This window comes from Aggregatibacter valvarum (genome assembly GCF_980468985.1).
The window spans coordinates 411,757-430,604 of sequence record NZ_OZ413141.1 but is presented as its reverse complement, the minus strand read 5'-3'; the positions used below and the strand labels follow the sequence as shown (position 1 = coordinate 430,604).

Here is an 18,848-nt window from a genome sequence, read left to right as displayed (position 1 = left end):
TACCTTGTGCCAAATTTTTTGACTTATAACTATATATTGTGTTTTAGGTCTATATCTAAGGAGTAGCGTCTTTCATGAATAAAGCATTAATGGTCACCAAACGTGACGGCACACTGGAGCCGATTAACCTCGATAAAATCCACCGCGTAATTACATGGGCGGCAGAAGGACTGGAGAATGTGTCAGTCTCACAAGTGGAATTGCGTTCTCACATTCAGTTTTATGAAGGTATTCGTACCTCTGATATTCACGAAACCATTATCAAAGCAGCTGCAGACTTAATCAGCAAAGATTCTCCGGATTATCAATACCTTGCCGCACGCCTTGCGGTGTTCCATTTGCGTAAAAAGGCTTACGGCCATTTCGATCCGCCGCGTTTATACGATCATGTGAAAAAACTCGTACGTATGGGCAAATACGATCATGCCTTGTTGGATGATTACACCCGCGAAGAATGGGATGAAATGGACGGTTTTATCGACCATTGGCGTGATATGACCTTCTCTTATGCGGCAGTAAAACAATTAGAAGGCAAATATCTCGTTCAAAACCGCGTGACAGGTGAGATCTACGAATCCGCCCAATTCCTCTATTTATTAGTCGCAGCAAGCCTGTTCTCCAAATACCCGCAAGAAACTCGCTTGGATTATATCCGCCGTTTCTACGATGCAACTTCTACCTTCAAAATTTCCTTGCCAACCCCAATCATGGCAGGCGTACGTACCCCAACCCGTCAATTCAGCTCTTGTGTGTTGATTGAATGTGGCGACAGCTTAGATTCCATTAACGCCACCGCCTCTGCTATCGTGAAATACGTTTCTCAACGTGCCGGTATCGGTGTGAATGCCGGTGCGATTCGTGCGCTAGGTAGCCCAATTCGTGGTGGCGAAGCGTTCCATACCGGTTGTATTCCGTTCTATAAATATTTCCAAACTGCCGTGAAATCCTGCTCCCAAGGCGGCGTGCGTGGCGGTGCGGCAACCGTGTATTACCCGATTTGGCACTTAGAAGTAGAAAGCCTGTTAGTATTGAAAAACAACCGTGGCGTGGAAGACAACCGCGTGCGTCACATGGACTACGGCGTACAGCTCAATAAATTAATGTATCAACGCTTAATCAAAGGCGGCGACATTACCCTGTTCAGCCCGTCCGACGTGCCGGGACTTTATGAAGCGTTCTTTGCGGATCAAGACAAGTTTGAAGAACTTTACGTCCAATACGAACAGGATCCGTCCATTCGTAAACGTACCGTAAAAGCCGTGGAATTGTTCTCTTTATTAATGCAAGAACGGGCTTCCACCGGTCGTATTTACATTCACAACGTGGATCACTGCAACACCCACTCACCGTTTGATCCAAAAGTGGCACCGGTGCGTCAATCAAACCTATGCTTGGAAATCGCCTTACCAACCAAACCACTAAATAACATTAATGATGAACAAGGCGAAATCGCTCTCTGTACCCTTTCCGCCTTTAACTTGGGCAAATTAGACAACTTAGACGAGCTCGACAATTTGGCTGATCTTGCCGTGCGTGCATTAGACGCTTTATTGGATTACCAAGATTATCCAGTGGCAGCGGCAAAACGCAGTTCCCTAGCCCGTCGTTCTTTAGGTATCGGCGTCATTAACTACGCGTACTACTTGGCGAAACACGGTGTGCGTTATTCTGACGGCAGCGCCAACGATTTAACCCACCGCACTTTTGAAGCCATTCAATATTACTTATTGAAAGCCTCCATGAACTTGGCGAAAGAACAAGGCGCGTGTGAATATTTCCACGAAACCACTTACGCACAAGGTATTTTACCGATCGACACGTACAAAAAAGACATCGATAGCTTAACCTCTGAGCCGTTGCATTACGACTGGGAAAGCCTACGCCGTGACATTAAAGAATTCGGCTTGCGCAACTCTACCCTCACCGCCCTCATGCCGTCGGAAACTTCCTCTCAGATTTCCAACGCCACCAACGGTATCGAACCGCCACGCGGCCACGTGAGCGTCAAAGCCTCCAAAGACGGTATTTTGAAACAAGTGGTGCCGGATTATGAAAACCTCGGTGAAAACTACGAATTGCTTTGGGACATCCCGGGCAACGATGGCTACTTGCACTTGGTCGGCATCATGCAAAAATTCGTAGACCAAGCGATCTCCGCCAACACCAACTATGATCCGAAACGTTTTGAAGACGGCAAAGTACCGATGAAAGTGTTGTTAAAAGATCTCTTAACCGCTTACAAATACGGCTTAAAAACCCTCTACTATCAAAACACCCGTGACGGTGCCGAAGACAGCCAAGAAGATTTAGATGATGGCTGTGCAGGTGGGGCTTGTAAAATTTAATCTATAGGAAAACTACCAATGAATATTAATAACTATCTAGAAAATGCAACTTTTCACTACAAAAATAAAGAAGATATTCAATGGAATGATGTAATTCTTGATGTATATAAACAGTTCATTAATGAAAATTATCCAAACCATTCTCGAAGATGGCCAATAATAAATGGAATTAGTAACTCCCAGTCTATTGATTTAGGTAGTAAATATGTTGTTTTTTTATATAAAAACTCGCCATTTTCTAGTGTTTCCTTATTCAGCTATGATCAACTATCGCCAAATGACATAGGTTTTAACGAAATAACCTCTAATAATATTGAACAAGTCAGAAAATATTTTTATTCCAATCTTAATTTAAGTCTTGATGATGGCATATTTATTTTATGTAGGGATTTAAGCAACTTATCTACCGAAATAAAAATAATTTGTGAAACACATAAACAATATATAGGATTATTACCAATGAAAATATTTCTCAGCCACAAAAGTAAAGATAAATCCAATGTAAGAGAGTTTAAGGATATTCTTCAAAAACTAGGTTTTTCCCCATGGCTAGATGAAGAACAGCTTAAAGCCGGAGATAAATTAAATAGATCCCTCTTAAAGGGCATGCAAGAATCTTGCGCTGCAATATTTTTTATTACAGATAATTATGAAGATGAGCAATACCTATCAGATGAGATTGATTATGCTAAAAACAGAGCTATGGAAGATCCTAACTTTAAGATTATTACATTAGTTTTTAATAATGCTAGTCATAACATTCCACAACTTTTAAGACATTATGTTTGGAAAAATGTTAATAGTGATTTGTCTGCCTTAGGACATATAATAGACGCACTTCCTCTTCAAGTGGGTGAAATAAGATATAAATAGGCTGGAGTATAAAATGGCATACTCCCTGATAGCGCAAGCGTCCACGCTTGTGCTAAGTAAATAAACTAAAGGCACAAGTGAAGACGCTTGCGCCTGCATGAAAAAACATTTTAAAAACTGACCGCACTTTACTCATAAGATTAAAGGACAAAAAAATGGCATACACCACTTTCTCACAAAACAAAAACGACCAATTAAAAGAACCGATGTTCTTCGGTCAAAACGTTAACGTTGCCCGTTACGACCAACAAAAATATGAGACCTTTGAAAAGCTCATTGAAAAACAACTTTCCTTCTTCTGGCGTCCGGAAGAAGTGGATGTGTCGCAAGACCGTATCGACTATGCGGCGTTGCCTGAACATGAAAAGCACATTTTCATCAGCAACTTAAAATATCAAACCTTGTTGGATTCCATTCAAGGTCGCAGCCCGAACGTGGCGTTGTTGCCATTGGTGTCGATTCCCGAATTAGAAACTTGGATTGAAACTTGGACGTTCTCAGAAACCATCCACTCCCGTTCTTACACCCACATTATTCGTAATATTGTGAACGATCCGTCTATCGTGTTTGACGACATCGTGACTAACGAAGAAATCATCAAACGCGCGCGCGATATTTCTTCTTACTACGATGATTTAATCCGCGACAGCCAACTTTACAGCCTGTACGGCGAAGGCACTTACACCGTGGATGGCAAAGAATGTGTCGTCACATTGCGTAATTTGAAAAAACAACTTTACCTTTGCTTAATGAGCGTGAACGCGCTTGAAGCCATTCGTTTCTATGTGTCTTTCGCGTGTTCTTTTGCCTTTGCAGAGCGTCAATTAATGGAAGGTAATGCGAAAATCATTAAATTCATCGCTCGTGATGAAGCGTTGCACTTAACCGGTACGCAGCACATTTTAAACATCATGGCAGCAGGTCAAGACGATCCTGAAATGGCTGAAATTGCAGAAGAATGTAAACAAGAAGCTTACGATTTATTCTTAGCGGCAGCAGAACAAGAAAAAGACTGGGCGGATTATTTGTTCAAAGACGGTTCCATGATCGGTTTGAACAGAGACATTTTGGTGCAATACGTGGAATACATCACCAATATCCGTATGCAGGCGGTTGGTTTGCCATTGCCGTTCCAAGCGCGTTCTAACCCGATTCCTTGGATCAACGCCTGGTTGGTTTCCGACAACGTGCAAGTGGCGCCACAAGAAGTGGAAGTAAGTTCTTATCTTGTGGGTCAAATTGACTCCAAAGTGGATACAAAAGATTTCGACGATTTCGATCTATAATCTTTGATGTCGCTAAAAGTGCGGTGGATTTTTCGAGTGTTTTTAAATGCCGATAAATTCCACCGCACTTTTTTATTTATTCGCTCCCAAAATTGCAGAACATTCAAGCCATTTATTTGTCATAAGCATTACCGAAACTCGATGAGATTTCGTGTTACTTGTTTTTAATTGGAGAAAATTAAATGAAAAAACGCAATTTTGTTTTAACTAGTATTGCACTCGGATTAAGCGTATTAACTGCCCCGATGATGAGCGTGGCAGAAACCCCAACAGAAATATCTGCCGGTCAAGTTATGCCAAGTTTGGCGCCCATGTTAGAAAAAGTGTTGCCTTCGGTGGTGTCCATTTCTGTGGAAGGCAAACAAAAAAGCAATGCTGCTCAAATGGATGACGACATTCCGGAAGAATTTAAATTCTTTTTTGGTCCGGATATGTTCGATCGTGATCGCGCACCACGCAACTTTAAGGGCCTTGGCTCAGGCGCGATTATTAATGCCGAAAAAGGTTATGTGTTAACCAATAATCACGTGATTAAAGATGCAGATAAAATTACTGTTCAGCTCCATGACGGTCGTGAATTCAAAGCCAAAGTCATTGGTGCCGATGAAATGTCTGATGTGGCACTCATTCAAGTGGAAAAACCTAAAAATCTGACCGCACTTAAACTCGCGGATTCCGACAAATTACGTGTAGGCGATTTCACCGTGGCTATCGGTAACCCGTTCGGTTTAGGTCAAACCGTGACTTCCGGTATTGTATCCGCATTGGGTCGTTCCATGGGATCCGATAGTGGCACCTATGAAAACTACATTCAAACCGATGCAGCGGTTAATCGTGGTAACTCCGGTGGTCCGCTAATTAACTTAAACGGTGAATTAATCGGCATCAACACCGCCATTCTTTCCCCAAGCGGCGGTAATGCCGGTATTGCCTTTGCGATTCCAAGCAATATGGCCAATAATTTAGTACAACAAATTATTGAATTTGGTGAAGTGCGCCGTGGTATGCTCGGCATTAAGGGCGGCGAATTAAATGCAGATTTAGCGCAAGCGTTTGATATTGAAGCGAAGAAAGGCGCTTTTATTAGTGAAGTGATGCCGGGTTCTGCTGCCGATAAAGCCGGCCTCAAAGCCGGTGATGTGATTACCGCGATAAATGGTCAAGCCATTTCCAGCTTTGCTGAAATGCGTGCCAAAATCGCCACATCTGGTGCAGGCAAAGAAATTGATTTAACTTATTTGCGTGACGGTAAATCAAATAACACCAAAGTGACGCTTCAATCAGATGACCAAACGCAAACACGCGCCAATGGATTATTACCGGCGTTAGACGGTGCGGAATTAAACAACTATGACGAAAAAGGTATGAAAGGTGTTGCTATCACCAAAATCAAACCAAATTCCCTTGCGGAACAACGCGGATTGAAATCCGGTGATGTGATCATTGGGATTAACCGTCAGAAAGTTGAAAACTTAGGTCAGTTACGCAAAATTTTAGAGAGTAAGCCATCGGCCATCGCCTTAAATATTATTCGCGGTGACAGTAACTTCTATTTACTGGTTCAATAATCTCATTTCCATAAATAAAGGGCGAATCTCTTCGCCCTTTAAAATCGCATTAAAAAACCTTAGCAAAGCCAACGTTTAAAATCCACGGGATTTTCCCACCGCACTTTACTGCCAATTTTCACGTTTTGCCTTCTGCAATTTCGCATAAGCCGCCAATAATTTTTGATGTTCGCTAAAGTTTGCAAGAGTTTCATCACTGGCAGGCAGGTTATAGAACGGATTGCCACCTTGAATCGCGCCCCACGCAAATGCCACGGCGTCTTTGCCATACATTTTTTCGAACACCATGCGATATTGCTGTGGATCACGTTGGCTATCCATAAACAATTCAAGGCTATTGATTAAGCAGCGATAATAGTTGGCACGTTCTGCCGTGAACACGGAACTGTTCATGTTATAGGTCCAGTTCGCCCAATCTAGAGCCATTTCCAAGTCGCCCAAGGCAAGATAAAGCATGGATTTTAATTCACCAATGCGTAAGGTTGTCCAACCACTGGCTTTCAGTGCCACGATGCCGATAAATTCGCGTACGCGGGTAGCATCGTCAATGCCTTGCTCATCCAGTTCATCCAATAATTCTTGGTAGGTTTCTGGGTCGTGGTGGAAGTGCGGTAAATCTAACAAGATTTCGCGCCAGTCCATGCCCATGTTGCTGTTGGCGTAAATTAAGTCGTCTGCCGGATAAATATCGGACATGCCCGGCACGATAATGCGACAGGCATAAACACCTAAGTGGTTGTAGTCCATGATGTAAACGTCTTTCTTTTCTGCACGGAAAATCGCCATCAGATTGTTGTATTCTTCATGGGTATCTTTGCCGGAGAAATTCCAATCGGCGAACTCATAATCCGGTGTATCTTTGAATAAATCCCATGAAATTAAACCGCTGGAATCAATAAAATGGGTTTCCAAATTGGCGTGTTCGGCAACATCGTCATTGTTGAAGGATGGCGGAGAAAAAACATCCAAATCTTTTAAGCTACGACCTTGCAGCAGTTCAGTCACGGTGCGCTCTAATGCCACTTGGAATTTTGGATGTGCCCCGAAAGAGGCAAAGCAAGTGCCGTTGGTTGGGTTAAGCAAAATGACGCAAATCACCGGGTATTTACCACCAAGAGAAGCATCATATGCCAAAATCGGGAAGCCTTCCTGTTCCAGCTTGTCAATCGCGGCTTGAATCGATGGATAACGTGCCATCACCTCTTGCGGAATTAATGGCAAACTAATGGCTTCTGCGATGATTTTATTTTTCACATAGCGCTCAAACACTTCCGATAATCCCTGTACGCGCGCTTCAAATTGGCTGTTGCCGGCGGACATCCCGTTGGAGACGTAGAGATTAGAAATGATACTTTGTGGAATATAAACCGTTTGCTGGTCTGATTGACGCACATAAGGCAAAGCAACAATGCCACGCTCATAGTTGCCTGATTGCAAATCTACCAAAAGTTCTGGTGTCAGCTCCTGATTTGGATCGAAATGTTCGAATAAACGATCGTCTAAAATGCCTTGTGGCAACAACGCCTCGTCTTCAATCGGAAACCATTTTTCGTTCGGATAGTGCACAAAATCGCCATTGGCAATGTCTTGTCCTAAATAGAAATCCGTCCAGAAATAGTTAGTGGAAAGACGTTCAAAATATTCGCCGAGTGCTGACGCTAACGCGGCTTTCTTACTGGCGCCTTTGCCGTTAGAGAAACACTGTGGGCAGTCTTTATCACGGATGTGTACCGACCACACGTTCGGCACCGGGTTTAACCACGAGGCTTCTTCAATATTAAAGCCAAGTGCGGTCAGTTTTTGCTGGAATTTTTCAATACTTTCCTCAAGAGCGGCATCTTTGCCGGGAATAAACGTTTGTTGAGTCATTGTTGTTCCTATTTTTGTGATGTAATCAGAGATCATAAAAATCGTTGTTAAGTATTTCTTTCATGAAAACGATGTTAAATCGGTAATCCGGCCAGCACGGCATAGCCTTCTTGCATGCCATTCACGCGATAGTCTGTATCTGCTTCAATGAACGCCGCTTGTCCTTGTTTCAACGTGAGTTTTTGTTGTGTGGTTTCCAAGGTGATTTCGCCTGCCATGACTAAGAGAATCGTGCCGTTTAAAGTGCGGTCGGAAATCTCGGTGTTTTTAGCATAAGGCATATTGCTCAAAGCAAAATCGGCAATGGGCGTCGGGTAGGTGTAAACCTGATTTTGAGGTGCCGGCGCGATGATTTGAGGGACGATTTCGCTACAATCAATGATTTTCAGCAATTGTTCGATATCAACGTGTTTCGGCGTTAAACCGCCACGAATGACATTGTCGGAACAGGCCATCAGTTCAATATTTTGTCCGCGTAAATAAGCGTGCGGCACGCCGGCGGCTTGGAAAATCCCTTCGCCGACCTGCAAATTAACCAGATTAAACAAGTAGAAACTCATTAAGCCGGCATCTAACCGGTCTCGGGAAATCTTCATGGCATGTAATGTGTAGAGCACCCAGTAATCCGGATTTTGCATGGCAAGCTGGTTTTGCTCATAAGCCTTTTGTTGCGCATCAATGATCGGCAACAGCCATTGTGCCAGCTGTTCCTGTTTTGCCAACATAATATCCGCATAAAAATCCGCTAAACTCTGTGAGGCCAATTTTGTTGCCAGTTCCGCAAGTGATGGGCGTTGGCGTAGCGTATCAAGAATGTCGGCTTTGCATTTAAAACCATGTAAAAGCCAAAAATTGGACAAAGCAATCATCATTTCCGGCTTATGGTTATCATCTTTATAAGTGCGTTTGGGATCGTTTAACGCAATGCCTGCCGCATTTTCTTGCGCAAAGCCGATTTCTGCTTGTTCTTTGGTTGGGTGTAACTGGATGGAAAGGGGATTGGCAACGTCTAAAATTTTCAGTAAATAAGGCAAATTGTTACCCAATAATTGACGGCTTTGGCGGCCAAGTGCGGTGGGATTTTGTTGTAAAAAATCCAGTAACGACAGTTCGCGATTGTCGGTGATTAACTGTGATGGCGAAGAAGGGTGTGCGCCGAGCCAATATTCGGCATAATGCGCTTGCGTTTTTGTAATATGCAAGAAGTCTGGAAGATATTGGTTACCACCCCACGCGTAATATTGAAGACTCCCGTTCAGGGGATAAATGCCTGCCATCATGTATTCTCGTTTAGCGTTGATTTGCCTAAAATAAAGGCGACATTTTAGCATATTCTTCCGCTTAGCTGTTGCGATATACAGGCTTTTTTTATACATTTAGCCCTATCTAAAATTTCTTTTTAATCACGATTATCGCGTTTATTTTATGAAATTTTAGATAACGAAACACATTAACTTAACAAGAGGTGTAAACATGGCACAAGGACATTATGAATTAAAAACAGCCAAAGACGGTCAATTTATGTTCAATTTAATCGCTACTAACGGACAAGTGATCTTAACCAGTGAACTTTACAAAACGAAAGCCGCTGCACAAAACGGTATTGCTTCCGTCCAAAAAAATGGCGTAGATGAGAAAAATTTTGAGTTTCGCATGACAAAAAGTGATCAACCGTATTTTGTGTTGAAAGCGGCGAATCACCAAGAAATCGGTCGTAGTCAATATTATTCATCACAGGCTGCCGCGCAAAAAGGCATGGAATCGGTGATGAATAATGCATCTACTGAAGTGATCAAAGAAATTTAACCTGCTTTTTCTTACTCTCCGCTTATCGGCATTTTCGATGCCGATCTTTAGGCTTTGTAAAAGGTGGAAGGAGTTAGAGCGTTTTCATAAAAAATCTGCGCCTAAATTTGTCGGTGTTTTATCCCACGTTTAGGCGCAGATGAGTTATTGCGATTTTTGACTTAAATTATCTATTACGCTTTAGACATAGCAGCAACTTCTGCTGCAAAGTCGGTTTCTACTTTCTCGATACCTTCGCCCACTTCTAAGCGGATGAAGTTAGAGATTTCAGCACCTTTTTCTTTTAACAAATCGCCAACGGATTTAGATGGATCCATCACGAATGGTTGACCGGTTAAAGAAACTTCGCCAGTGAATTTCTTCATGCGGCCTTCAACCATTTTTTCTGCGATTTCACGTGGTTTACCGGATTGCATTGCGATATCCACTTGGATGTTACGCTCATGTTCAACCACATCAGCCGGAACATCACTTGGGTTAACGTAGTCTGGACGGCTTGCTGCAACGTGCATTGCAATGTGTTTTAACAATTCATCATCTGCGCCTTTACCTGCCACTAATACACCAATTTTCGCGCCGTGTAAGTAAGAGCCGACAACATCGCCTTCGATGTAAGCAACACGACGGATGGTCATGTTTTCACCGATTTTCGCCACTAATGCTGCACGTTTTTCTTCAAATTGGGCTTGAAGTTGTTCGATAGTTGCACCTTTGTGTGCTGCTGCGTAGTCTGCCACTTCGTTGGCTAAACCTAAGAAACCGGCATCTTTTGCGACGAAGTCAGTTTCACAGTTCATTTCAACTAATACACCGAAACCATTTTGTACGCGAGCAAGGATAACACCTTCAGCTGCAACACGGCCTGCTTTTTTCGCCGCTTTTGCTTGACCGGATTTACGCATGTTGTCGATGGCTAATTCGATGTCGCCGTTTGCTTCAACTAATGCTTTTTTACATTCCATCATGCCTGCGCCGGTACGTTCACGCAGTTCTTTTACTAATGATGCTGTGATTTCAGCCATTTTAAAATCCTCTGTCGGTTAAAGTGCGGTGGAAAAAGACCGCACTTTTAGCTCTAAAAAATACAGGGAGCTATTTAGCCCCCTGCTCATTAATTAATCGTCTGATTAATAAGGGCTTACGCCTTATCGCAATCGCTTGAATTATTCTGCGGCTTGCGCTAATTCTTCAGCAACCGCTGCTTCGTTACCACGACCTTCTTTGATCGCTGCAACAGCAGAAGAAAGATAAAGTTGAATTGCACGTGCTGCGTCATCGTTACCCGGGATAACGAAATCTACGCCGTCCGGGCTAGAGTTAGTATCAACGATAGCAAATACCGGAATACCCAAGTTGTTTGCTTCTTTCACTGCGATATGTTCGTGGTCTGCACCGATAACGAATAATGCATCCGGAAGACCACCCATCTCTTTGATACCGCCAAGGCTTAATTCAAGTTTTTCCATCTCACGGGTACGCATTAACGCTTCTTTTTTGGTTAATTTGTCGAAAGTGCCGTCTTGAGATTGCGTTTCTAAATCTTTTAAACGTTTGATGGATTGACGAACTGTTTTCCAGTTGGTCAACATACCGCCTAACCAACGGTGGTTTACATAGTATTGTTGACAGTCTAATGCGGCAGCTTGCACGGCATCGGTCGCTGCGCGTTTAGTACCAACGAATAATACTTTACCGTTGTTGCTCGCAATGCGGGTTAACTCAGCTAATGCTGCGTTGAACATTGGAACGGTTTTTTCAAGGTTGATGATATGAACGCCGTTGCGTGGTCCGAAAATGAATGGTTTCATTTTTGGATTCCAGTAACGAGTTTGGTGACCGAAGTGAACGCCTGCTTGAAGCATATCGCGCATAGAAACTTGTGCCATAATAATTTTCCTTTTGTTTGGGGTTTAGCCTCCACATATCCAGCCAATCGACCGTTTGGCACCCCGATTTAGCCTTTCTGATATGTGTGTGTTTTAGTAAATTGATTAAAAAATAAACGTTACTTTTAAACAGCAAAATAACGCCGTGCTTTATATCATAAAGTGCGATTGGTTTCCAGTAGATTTCGATTTTTCATCGTTTTATTAAAACAATTTACAAGGAATTAACTCACAAAAAAACCGCACTTGAGAAAACCAAAGTGCGGTTTTTTTTAGAAAACATTTTACGCTTGTGGATGTCTTGCAGCGACTTCTTCTAATAAGGTTTTGAGTTCACCTTGTTGATACATTTCCAATACGATATCACAACCGCCAACAAGTTCGCCTTCTACCCATAATTGTGGGAATGTCGGCCAATTGGCGTAAGCCGGTAACTCGGCACGAATATCCGGATGTTGCAAAATATCCACATAACCGAATGGCACGCCACAGTTAATTAAGGCTTCCACCGCACGCGCAGAGAAACCGCAAGAAGGGAATTTTGGCGAGCCTTTCATGTAAATCAGAATCGGATTTTCGCTAATCTGTTTTTTGATTTTATCTAACGTTTCCATAATGTTCCTTATATGCATTGAAGAGAAAACGCGCGCATTGTATCACAAACAATGTGCCCGACCAATAAATCCAAAAGGGTATTACCAGCTACCGCCAGCCCCACCGCCATCAAAACCGCCTCCGCCGAAACCTCCACCGGAGCCACCGCCAAAACCGCCCCCACCAAAGCCACCGAAACCGCCACCGCCTCTGCCATGACGGCGACGATCTGACATGGATTGGCGCAATATTTCATTCAAGACATGGTTATTCGTTGGACTGACGTAAGCGCGACGACTGTTAACCTCCGCTATCACCACAATCAAAATAAACAGCGCGAGCATGATAAAGGGCACAACATCCCCGAAATCCTTTTCCTCTTCCACTTTTGCCGCAAATTCGCCTTTGGTGGCAGCAATAATATAATCCAAGCCGTTATCAATACCTTGGGCATACTGCTCGTTACGGAAATAAGGGCGAATTTGGTTACGAATAATTTGTGATGCAAGGGCATCGGTCAACACGCCTTGCAAGCCCTGTCCCACCGCAATAAATAATTTGCGATCGTCTTTGGCAATGAGTAACAACACACCGTTATTCAGATTTTTCCGCCCGATTCCCCATTTATCGCCTAATTCAAAGGCATATTGAGAAACCTCATATTCACCGGTCGTCGGCACAATCACCACCGCAATTTGCGAACTGGTTTCTTTGCCATAGGCTGCCAACTTCGCTTCTAATGCGTCCAACTCTTTTGCTGATAACGTTTTCGTGTAGTCGTTCACATAACGGAAAGGTTTCGGGGAATCAGGAAAGGTAACAGCAGAAACTGTCGCTGCCATAAAAACACCGAGAAAAATGACCGCACTTTTTAAGCTCAATAAACCCAATACGCGCTTAATCATGAATGATCACCTCGTTATCCAGTTCATTTTGATCGTCCGGTTGAACCGGAAAATACCGAATCAACTGCTCACCGATTTGCTCCATTGAAACCAGAATGCCTTCCGTATAGTGCTTTTGTTTAAAATGCGTAATCATACGGACACATTCTGTTTGCCAAAAGTCATCCCCCACATACTGATGAATACCAATGTCCCCAATAATCGCACATTGACGATCATCATAGGCAATATAAATCAATACGCCATTACGCGCTGCTGTTTGGTGCATTTCTAGTTGTGAAAAAACACCCAATGCACGCTCATAAGCAGAAAGTGCGGTCGGTTTTGACGGTATTTTTCGTTCGATAAAAATCCGAAATTCAGCGGAAGTCTGTTGCTCAAGGCGGGCAATTGCCGCCTCAAGCTGTTTTTTATCTATCGGAATTTTTGCAAATAATGGCATAGTCGCCACCTTGTTGTCCGTTTAATTAAAATTCACTGTCGGCGCATTTTCAGCACCCGCAACAGATTTGAAGTAAGGTTTTTCTTTGAAACCAAAAATCATCGCCACTACTTTGGTTGGGAAAGTACGAATTTTTTGGTTGTATTCACGCGCTGCCTCATTGAATTTATTACGCGCCACGTTAATGCGATTTTCGGTGCCTTCTAATTGCGCTTGTAAGTTCATAAAGCCTTCGTTCGCACGCAATTCAGGATAATTCTCTACGCTGACCAATAAGCGGGACAACGCAGAACCCACCGCATTTTGGTTTTGTTGGAATTGGGTTAATTGCTCTTCCGTTAAATTAGACGGATCGATTTTGGTTTGCGTGGCTTTCGCACGCGCTTCAACAACACTGGTCAAGGTTTCTTTTTCAAAGTTTGCCTGACCTTTCACAGTATTCACTAAATTTGGAATCAAATCAGAACGACGTTGATAAGTCGATTCAACATTTGCCCACACCGAATTAATTTGCTCTTCCGCGGCAACCAAGCCGTTATAACTTGGAATTAAGGTCATCGCCGCAACAACGGCAACAATAATCAGAACAAGCCATTTTTTCATGTTTTTCCCTTACAATCATTAAACTTAGCTAAAAAACAAAAGACCTAAACATAGGTTTAGGTCTTTTTTATCTATTTAAAAATAATTAACAAAAAGTCAATTATTTAGAACCGCTAACTGCGATTTCTACACGACGGTCATCAGCTAAGCAAGCGATAAGCGCTTTACGGCCTTTAACTGCGTCACATTTGTTACCGGTAACTGGGTTTGCTTTACCATAACCGGTTGCAGAAATAGCGTGTTGAGAAACGCCTTTAGATACTAAGTAATTAGCAACGCTTTCAGCACGTTTTTGAGATAATTTTTGGTTGTAAGCATCAGAACCGATACGGTCTGTGTAACCTGCAACTTTAACGTTCGCATTGTTAACTTGTGCGATTTCGCCATAGATGCCGTCTAATACGCCACGAGCTTGTGGTTTTAAGTCAGCTTTGCCGAATGCGAAAGTCACATCAGAGTTCAAGTTGAAAGTTTTGTTTACCACTTTCGCTTCAGGTGCCGGCATAGGAGCTTGACCTTGACCGAAACGGTAAGATAAGCCTAAAGCAACAGTACCCATGTTTGGAGAGAACTCTGTGTCACGTTCACGTGGTGCCGGTCCATTTTTCACTTGAGCTTTACCATAGTTACCTACACGAGCAGTCCATTGATATTCTAAACGTGCTGCTAATTCTGGAAGAATTGCGTATTCAACACCTGCTGCTAAAACCGGAGATACTTTGAAGTTGTGAGCTTTCTCTTTATGACCATCGTTGAAAGTTTCTTTATAGTCACTACGAATTAATGCAGCCCCAACACGACCATAAACGTCTAAGTCGGCTAACACAGGATAGCTTGCTTTAAGCGCTAAAGTAGTACCGTGTGCAGTATGTTTAGATGTGGACTCATTGTCTTTTACTTTAGAACCACCAAAATACTCATAACCAAGCTCTGCAGCTAAATTATCAGTAATTTGATAGCCACCGAACACACCGTAGTTTACAGAGTGACGGTTAACATCTTTACCTTGGTTACGCCATTGAGTGAAACCGTTGTGAGAAGAAGTCCAACCGGCTTTTGCGCCAGTATAGAAAGTGTTAGCTTGTGGTGCAGCTTGTGCTACAGTTGCTGCTGCTAAACCAGCGATAGCTAATGCGATTGCAGTTTTTTTCATTTTGATGATCCTCTTAAATGTAGTCATCTATTTTAAATTAAAACAAGTATCAGCTGATGTAGCTGAAAACCAACACAAAGGAATTGTGTTACCTGCTATCTTAACCTGTTCGATCTAAAAAGTCATCTCAAGGCAAAGATATTACATCAATAGAGCAAATTTGCTCTACCCTGTCTTTTGGCAAATTCATATCCTATGTGGAGGACTGTCCAAAAGTGCGCGTATTATCCTACCTAAAAAATGGAAAATCAAATCACCGACCATTCTTTTGCTTATTTTTTGAACAAAAAAGCGTTTTTTGCTGACAATTTTTAATCACTTTTCTAATTTTATCTGATAAATATCGTGCCGAGTCTCCTCGCTTATATGTTACACTCTCACAACTTTTTACGTCTTTAACCTTAACTGAAGAGTGGTGCAACATGCTACCCCGCTTAACCAATATCCCTCAACTTTCTCCATTAGTCAGTGATTATTTAGATGCGCTACGATTGCAACATTTTGAAGGAGACATTGCCTCAAACTATGCTGATCGTCTCAGCCTCGCCACCGACAACAGCGTTTACCAACAACTTCCGCAAGCGATTTTATTTCCGAAAAGCGTTGCCGATGTGGTACGCCTAACAAAACTCGCACAACAGGAAAAATACCTTTCGCTGACGTTTACACCACGTGGTGGCGGCACCGGTACGAACGGGCAATCCATCAATAACAATATTATTGTTGATCTCTCCCGCCACATGACAAAGATTTTAGAACTCAACGTAAAAGAACGTTGGGTACGCGTGCAAGCCGGCGTGGTGAAAGATCAGCTTAATCAATTTCTAAAGCCGCACGGTTTATTTTTCTCGCCGGAACTCTCCACCAGTAACCGCGCCACTTTAGGCGGAATGATCAATACAGATGCGTCAGGGCAAGGATCTTTACAATACGGAAAAACCTCCGACCACGTGCTCGGTTTACGCGCCGTACTCATCAATGGCGAAATTTTAGAGACAAGTGCGGTCAAATCTGACGACGTTTTTCGCTATACAGAAGAAAGCTCTCTCTCTGCCAACGTGAAAAAAATCCATCAAGAGATTTTTCAACGTTGCAAAGACAACCGCGCACAAATTCTGAATGATTTACCCCAATTGAACCGTTTTCTGACCGGTTACGATTTAAAAAATGTGTTTAACGATGATTTAAGCGAATTCAATTTAACCCGCATTTTGACAGGTTCTGAAGGCTCACTTGCTTTTATTTGCGAAGCCACGTTGGATTTAATGCCGCTGCCACAACATCGCACATTAATTAACATTAAATACAATTCTTTTGATGCGGCATTGCGCAACGCGCCTTTTATGGTCAAAGCCAATGCACTTTCCGTAGAAACCGTGGATTCCAAAGTGCTGAATTTGGCAAAACAAGACATTATTTGGCACTCCGTCAAAGAACTGTTAACAGAAGACGCACAACATCCGATTCTTGGCTTAAATATAGTGGAATATGCCGGCAATAATCAGGCATTAATTGAAAAACAAGTGGCGCAGTTATGTGCACAATTGGATCAAAAAATTGCCGAGGGAAAAGATCATATTATCGGCTATCAAGTTTGCGATCATTTGCCGTCCATTGAACGTATTTATGCCATGAGGAAAAAAGCCGTAGGACTACTTGGCAATGCAAAAGGCGCGGCAAAACCCATTCCTTTTGTGGAAGACACTTGTGTACCGCCGGAAAATTTAGCGGATTACATTACCGAGTTTCGCGCTTTATTAGATAGCCATCATCTGCAATACGGCATGTTCGGCCATGTGGATGCAGGCGTGTTACACGTTCGTCCTGCATTAGATTTATGCGATTTAGAGCAAGTTAAATTATTCAAACAGATTTCCGATGAGGTGGCGGAACTCACTCGCAAATACGGCGGTTTAATTTGGGGCGAACATGGTAAAGGAATGCGCTCGCAATACGGCGAAAAATTCTTTACACCCGAATTATGGCGTGAATTACGGTACATCAAATTCTTATTTGACCCACAAAATCGCCTCAATCCAGGAAAAATCTGCACGCCGTTAAACAGCGAACAAGAGCTTTATTCGATTTTATCGCCAATGCGAGCCGACCTCGATCGCCAAATTCCCGTTCAAATGAAAGAAGAATTTATCGGAGCCATGAATTGTAACGGTAACGGGCTATGCTTTAACTTTGATGTCCACAGCACCATGTGCCCGTCTATGAAAGTGAGTAAAAATCGCGTTTTTTCACCGAAAGGCCGTGCCGCCATGGTGCGTGAATGGTTGCGTTTATTAGCGAACGAGCAAGTTACCCCGGCGCAATTGGATTTCAAACAGTCCACGGTAAAACTCACGGATATTGTGCATAAAATCCAAAACAGCTACCAAAAACGCCGTGGCGAATACGATTTTTCTCATGAAGTGAAAGCGGCAATGGACACTTGTCTGGCGTGTAAAGCCTGCGCTAGCCAATGCCCGATTAAAATCGACGTGCCGAGCTTCCGCGCCAAATTCTTCCATTTTTACCACCAGCGTTATCTGCGCCCTATCAAAGATTATGTAGTGTCCAATGTGGAATACGTTGCGCCGCTAATGGCAAAACAAGCGAAACTCTTCAATTATTTTACAGCAACTAAACTTAGTCAAAAAGTGGCAGAAAAATGTTTAGGCATGACGGATTTACCCTTGCTCTCGACACCCAATCTGCAACAACAACTCATTCAACTTGGTCATCAAAACGCGTCATTAGAGCAATTAGAACGCTTAAGTGCGGTAGAAAAACAAGGTGTTTTGCTTATCGTACAAGATCCTTTCACTTCTTATTATGATGCCAAAGTCGTTGCCGATTTTGTGGCGTTAACCCAAAAACTTGGCTTTAAGCCGGTGGTATTGCCATTTAAACCGAACGGCAAAGCACAACACATTAAGGGCTTTTTAACCCGTTTTGCAAAAACCGCAAAAAATCAGGCGGACTTCCTTAATCGTATAGCAAAACTGGGAATGCCTTTGGTCGGTGTGGATCCCGCCATTGTGTTGTCTTATCGAGATGAATATCAAGAAATTCTCGGTGCCGAACGCGGTGATTTCCATGTACTCACAGCACACGAATGGCTGAAACAACAGCTGGATAACGGCACCTTGCTATTCGCGCAAAACACCGAAAAAACCGACCGCACTTTTGAGCCGCATCAATGGTATTTATTCCCGCATTGTACGGAAATGACAGCGATGCCAAACAGTAGCAAAGAATGGCAACACATTTTTGCCGCCTTCGACCAGCAGTTGCAGGTTGAAAGTGTCGGCTGTTGCGGCATGGCAGGCACTTTCGGGCACGAAACCCAGCATATTGAAATGTCGAAAGCCATTTATGAAGCCTCATGGGAGAAAAAGCTGCAAAATAAAGATCTGAACTTCTGCTTAGCCACCGGGTATTCCTGTCGTAGCCAAGTGAAGCGTTTCGCCCATTATCAGCCGAAACACCCTGTACAAGCCTTATTAACTTTATTGAAATAGCAACAC

General features: G+C 42.9%; 15 protein-coding genes. 6 read left to right on the top strand and 9 right to left on the bottom strand.

Annotation, left to right across the window (positions count from 1 at the left end):
* Positions 1 to 74 precede the first annotated feature (74 nt).
* The 4 genes from nrdA to AC30SF_RS01970 all read left to right on the top strand — a co-directional run bounded on the left by nrdA (position 75) and on the right by AC30SF_RS01970 (position 6,072).
* Positions 75 to 2,345, top strand: coding sequence for a class 1a ribonucleoside-diphosphate reductase subunit alpha (nrdA, locus tag AC30SF_RS01985; RefSeq protein ID WP_489607393.1), 2,271 nt, complete (start codon positions 75 to 77; stop codon positions 2,343 to 2,345).
* Between the two features lie 18 nt (positions 2,346 to 2,363).
* Positions 2,364 to 3,218, top strand: a complete 855-nt coding sequence (locus tag AC30SF_RS01980) for a toll/interleukin-1 receptor domain-containing protein (RefSeq protein WP_489607392.1) — start codon at positions 2,364 to 2,366, stop codon at positions 3,216 to 3,218.
* Between the two features lie 155 nt (positions 3,219 to 3,373).
* On the top strand, positions 3,374 to 4,504 hold the full coding sequence (nrdB, locus tag AC30SF_RS01975) for a class Ia ribonucleoside-diphosphate reductase subunit beta (RefSeq protein ID WP_005700384.1): 1,131 nt from the start codon (positions 3,374 to 3,376) through the stop codon (positions 4,502 to 4,504).
* Positions 4,505 to 4,686: 182 nt separating this feature from the next.
* Complete coding sequence (locus tag AC30SF_RS01970; RefSeq protein ID WP_314401400.1) at positions 4,687 to 6,072, top strand: Do family serine endopeptidase; 1,386 nt, start codon at positions 4,687 to 4,689, stop codon at positions 6,070 to 6,072.
* A 105-nt stretch (positions 6,073 to 6,177) separates the two neighbouring features.
* Here AC30SF_RS01970 and ycaO read toward each other — a convergent pair whose 3' ends face one another.
* Positions 6,178 to 7,941 (bottom strand): 30S ribosomal protein S12 methylthiotransferase accessory factor YcaO, encoded by a 1,764-nt coding sequence (gene ycaO, locus AC30SF_RS01965; RefSeq protein WP_489607391.1) that lies wholly within the window; start codon positions 7,939 to 7,941, stop codon positions 6,178 to 6,180.
* Between the two features lie 74 nt (positions 7,942 to 8,015).
* On the bottom strand, positions 8,016 to 9,218 hold the full coding sequence (gene manA, locus AC30SF_RS01960; RefSeq protein WP_489608299.1) for a mannose-6-phosphate isomerase, class I: 1,203 nt from the start codon (positions 9,216 to 9,218) through the stop codon (positions 8,016 to 8,018).
* Positions 9,219 to 9,414: 196 nt separating this feature from the next.
* Between manA and AC30SF_RS01955 the strand changes: the two genes are divergently transcribed.
* On the top strand, positions 9,415 to 9,747 hold the full coding sequence (locus tag AC30SF_RS01955) for a YegP family protein (RefSeq protein ID WP_021615773.1): 333 nt from the start codon (positions 9,415 to 9,417) through the stop codon (positions 9,745 to 9,747).
* 173 nt (positions 9,748 to 9,920) lie between these two features.
* Here AC30SF_RS01955 and tsf read toward each other — a convergent pair whose 3' ends face one another.
* The 7 genes from tsf to ompA form a co-directional block, all read right to left on the bottom strand.
* Positions 9,921 to 10,769, bottom strand: a complete 849-nt coding sequence (gene tsf / locus AC30SF_RS01950; protein WP_109128854.1) for a translation elongation factor Ts — start codon at positions 10,767 to 10,769, stop codon at positions 9,921 to 9,923.
* 141 nt (positions 10,770 to 10,910) lie between these two features.
* Positions 10,911 to 11,633, bottom strand: coding sequence for a 30S ribosomal protein S2 (gene rpsB, locus AC30SF_RS01945; RefSeq protein ID WP_048750720.1), 723 nt, complete (start codon positions 11,631 to 11,633; stop codon positions 10,911 to 10,913).
* Positions 11,634 to 11,917: 284 nt separating this feature from the next.
* Positions 11,918 to 12,247 carry a Grx4 family monothiol glutaredoxin gene (gene grxD / locus AC30SF_RS01940; RefSeq protein WP_033002458.1) on the bottom strand — a complete coding sequence of 110 codons (330 nt, stop codon included), beginning with the start codon at positions 12,245 to 12,247 and terminating at the stop codon, positions 11,918 to 11,920.
* Between the two features lie 81 nt (positions 12,248 to 12,328).
* Positions 12,329 to 13,132: a TPM domain-containing protein gene (locus AC30SF_RS01935; RefSeq protein ID WP_489607390.1), complete on the bottom strand. Its 804-nt coding sequence runs from the start codon at positions 13,130 to 13,132 to the stop codon at positions 12,329 to 12,331.
* Entirely contained in the window at positions 13,125 to 13,574 is a 450-nt protein-coding gene (locus tag AC30SF_RS01930) for a TPM domain-containing protein (protein WP_489607389.1), read from the bottom strand. Before AC30SF_RS01930 ends, AC30SF_RS01935 begins: the two co-directional genes overlap by 8 nt.
* Positions 13,575 to 13,595: 21 nt before the next feature.
* A complete protein-coding gene (locus tag AC30SF_RS01925) occupies positions 13,596 to 14,177 on the bottom strand; it encodes a LemA family protein (RefSeq protein ID WP_489607388.1) in 582 nt (193 codons plus the stop codon).
* 100 nt (positions 14,178 to 14,277) lie between these two features.
* On the bottom strand, positions 14,278 to 15,330 hold the full coding sequence (gene ompA, locus AC30SF_RS01920; protein WP_290521199.1) for a porin OmpA: 1,053 nt from the start codon (positions 15,328 to 15,330) through the stop codon (positions 14,278 to 14,280).
* A 422-nt stretch (positions 15,331 to 15,752) separates the two neighbouring features.
* On the opposite strand from ompA, the gene ydiJ reads away from it, so the two are divergent.
* Positions 15,753 to 18,842 (top strand): D-2-hydroxyglutarate dehydrogenase YdiJ, encoded by a 3,090-nt coding sequence (ydiJ, locus tag AC30SF_RS01915; RefSeq protein WP_489607387.1) that lies wholly within the window; start codon positions 15,753 to 15,755, stop codon positions 18,840 to 18,842.
* The last annotated feature ends 6 nt before the right edge of the window (positions 18,843 to 18,848 follow it).

What these genes read in the sequence shown, in the direction of transcription:
- tsf (WP_109128854.1), bottom strand. Translation starts at nt 10,769, where the DNA reads ATGGCTGAAATCACAGCATCATTAGTAAAAGAACTGCGTGAACGTACC.
- grxD (WP_033002458.1), bottom strand. Translation starts at nt 12,247, where the DNA reads ATGGAAACGTTAGATAAAATCAAAAAACAGATTAGCGAAAATCCGATT.
- rpsB (WP_048750720.1), bottom strand. Translation starts at nt 11,633, where the DNA reads ATGGCACAAGTTTCTATGCGCGATATGCTTCAAGCAGGCGTTCACTTC.
- AC30SF_RS01980 (WP_489607392.1), top strand. Translation starts at nt 2,364, where the DNA reads ATGAATATTAATAACTATCTAGAAAATGCAACTTTTCACTACAAAAAT.
- nrdB (WP_005700384.1), top strand. Translation starts at nt 3,374, where the DNA reads ATGGCATACACCACTTTCTCACAAAACAAAAACGACCAATTAAAAGAA.
- ydiJ (WP_489607387.1), top strand. Translation starts at nt 15,753, where the DNA reads ATGCTACCCCGCTTAACCAATATCCCTCAACTTTCTCCATTAGTCAGT.
- manA (WP_489608299.1), bottom strand. Translation starts at nt 9,218, where the DNA reads ATGGCAGGCATTTATCCCCTGAACGGGAGTCTTCAATATTACGCGTGG.
- ompA (WP_290521199.1), bottom strand. Translation starts at nt 15,330, where the DNA reads ATGAAAAAAACTGCAATCGCATTAGCTATCGCTGGTTTAGCAGCAGCA.
- AC30SF_RS01935 (WP_489607390.1), bottom strand. Translation starts at nt 13,132, where the DNA reads ATGATTAAGCGCGTATTGGGTTTATTGAGCTTAAAAAGTGCGGTCATT.
- AC30SF_RS01925 (WP_489607388.1), bottom strand. Translation starts at nt 14,177, where the DNA reads ATGAAAAAATGGCTTGTTCTGATTATTGTTGCCGTTGTTGCGGCGATG.
- AC30SF_RS01970 (WP_314401400.1), top strand. Translation starts at nt 4,687, where the DNA reads ATGAAAAAACGCAATTTTGTTTTAACTAGTATTGCACTCGGATTAAGC.
- AC30SF_RS01955 (WP_021615773.1), top strand. Translation starts at nt 9,415, where the DNA reads ATGGCACAAGGACATTATGAATTAAAAACAGCCAAAGACGGTCAATTT.
- AC30SF_RS01930 (WP_489607389.1), bottom strand. Translation starts at nt 13,574, where the DNA reads ATGCCATTATTTGCAAAAATTCCGATAGATAAAAAACAGCTTGAGGCG.
- nrdA (WP_489607393.1), top strand. Translation starts at nt 75, where the DNA reads ATGAATAAAGCATTAATGGTCACCAAACGTGACGGCACACTGGAGCCG.
- ycaO (WP_489607391.1), bottom strand. Translation starts at nt 7,941, where the DNA reads ATGACTCAACAAACGTTTATTCCCGGCAAAGATGCCGCTCTTGAGGAA.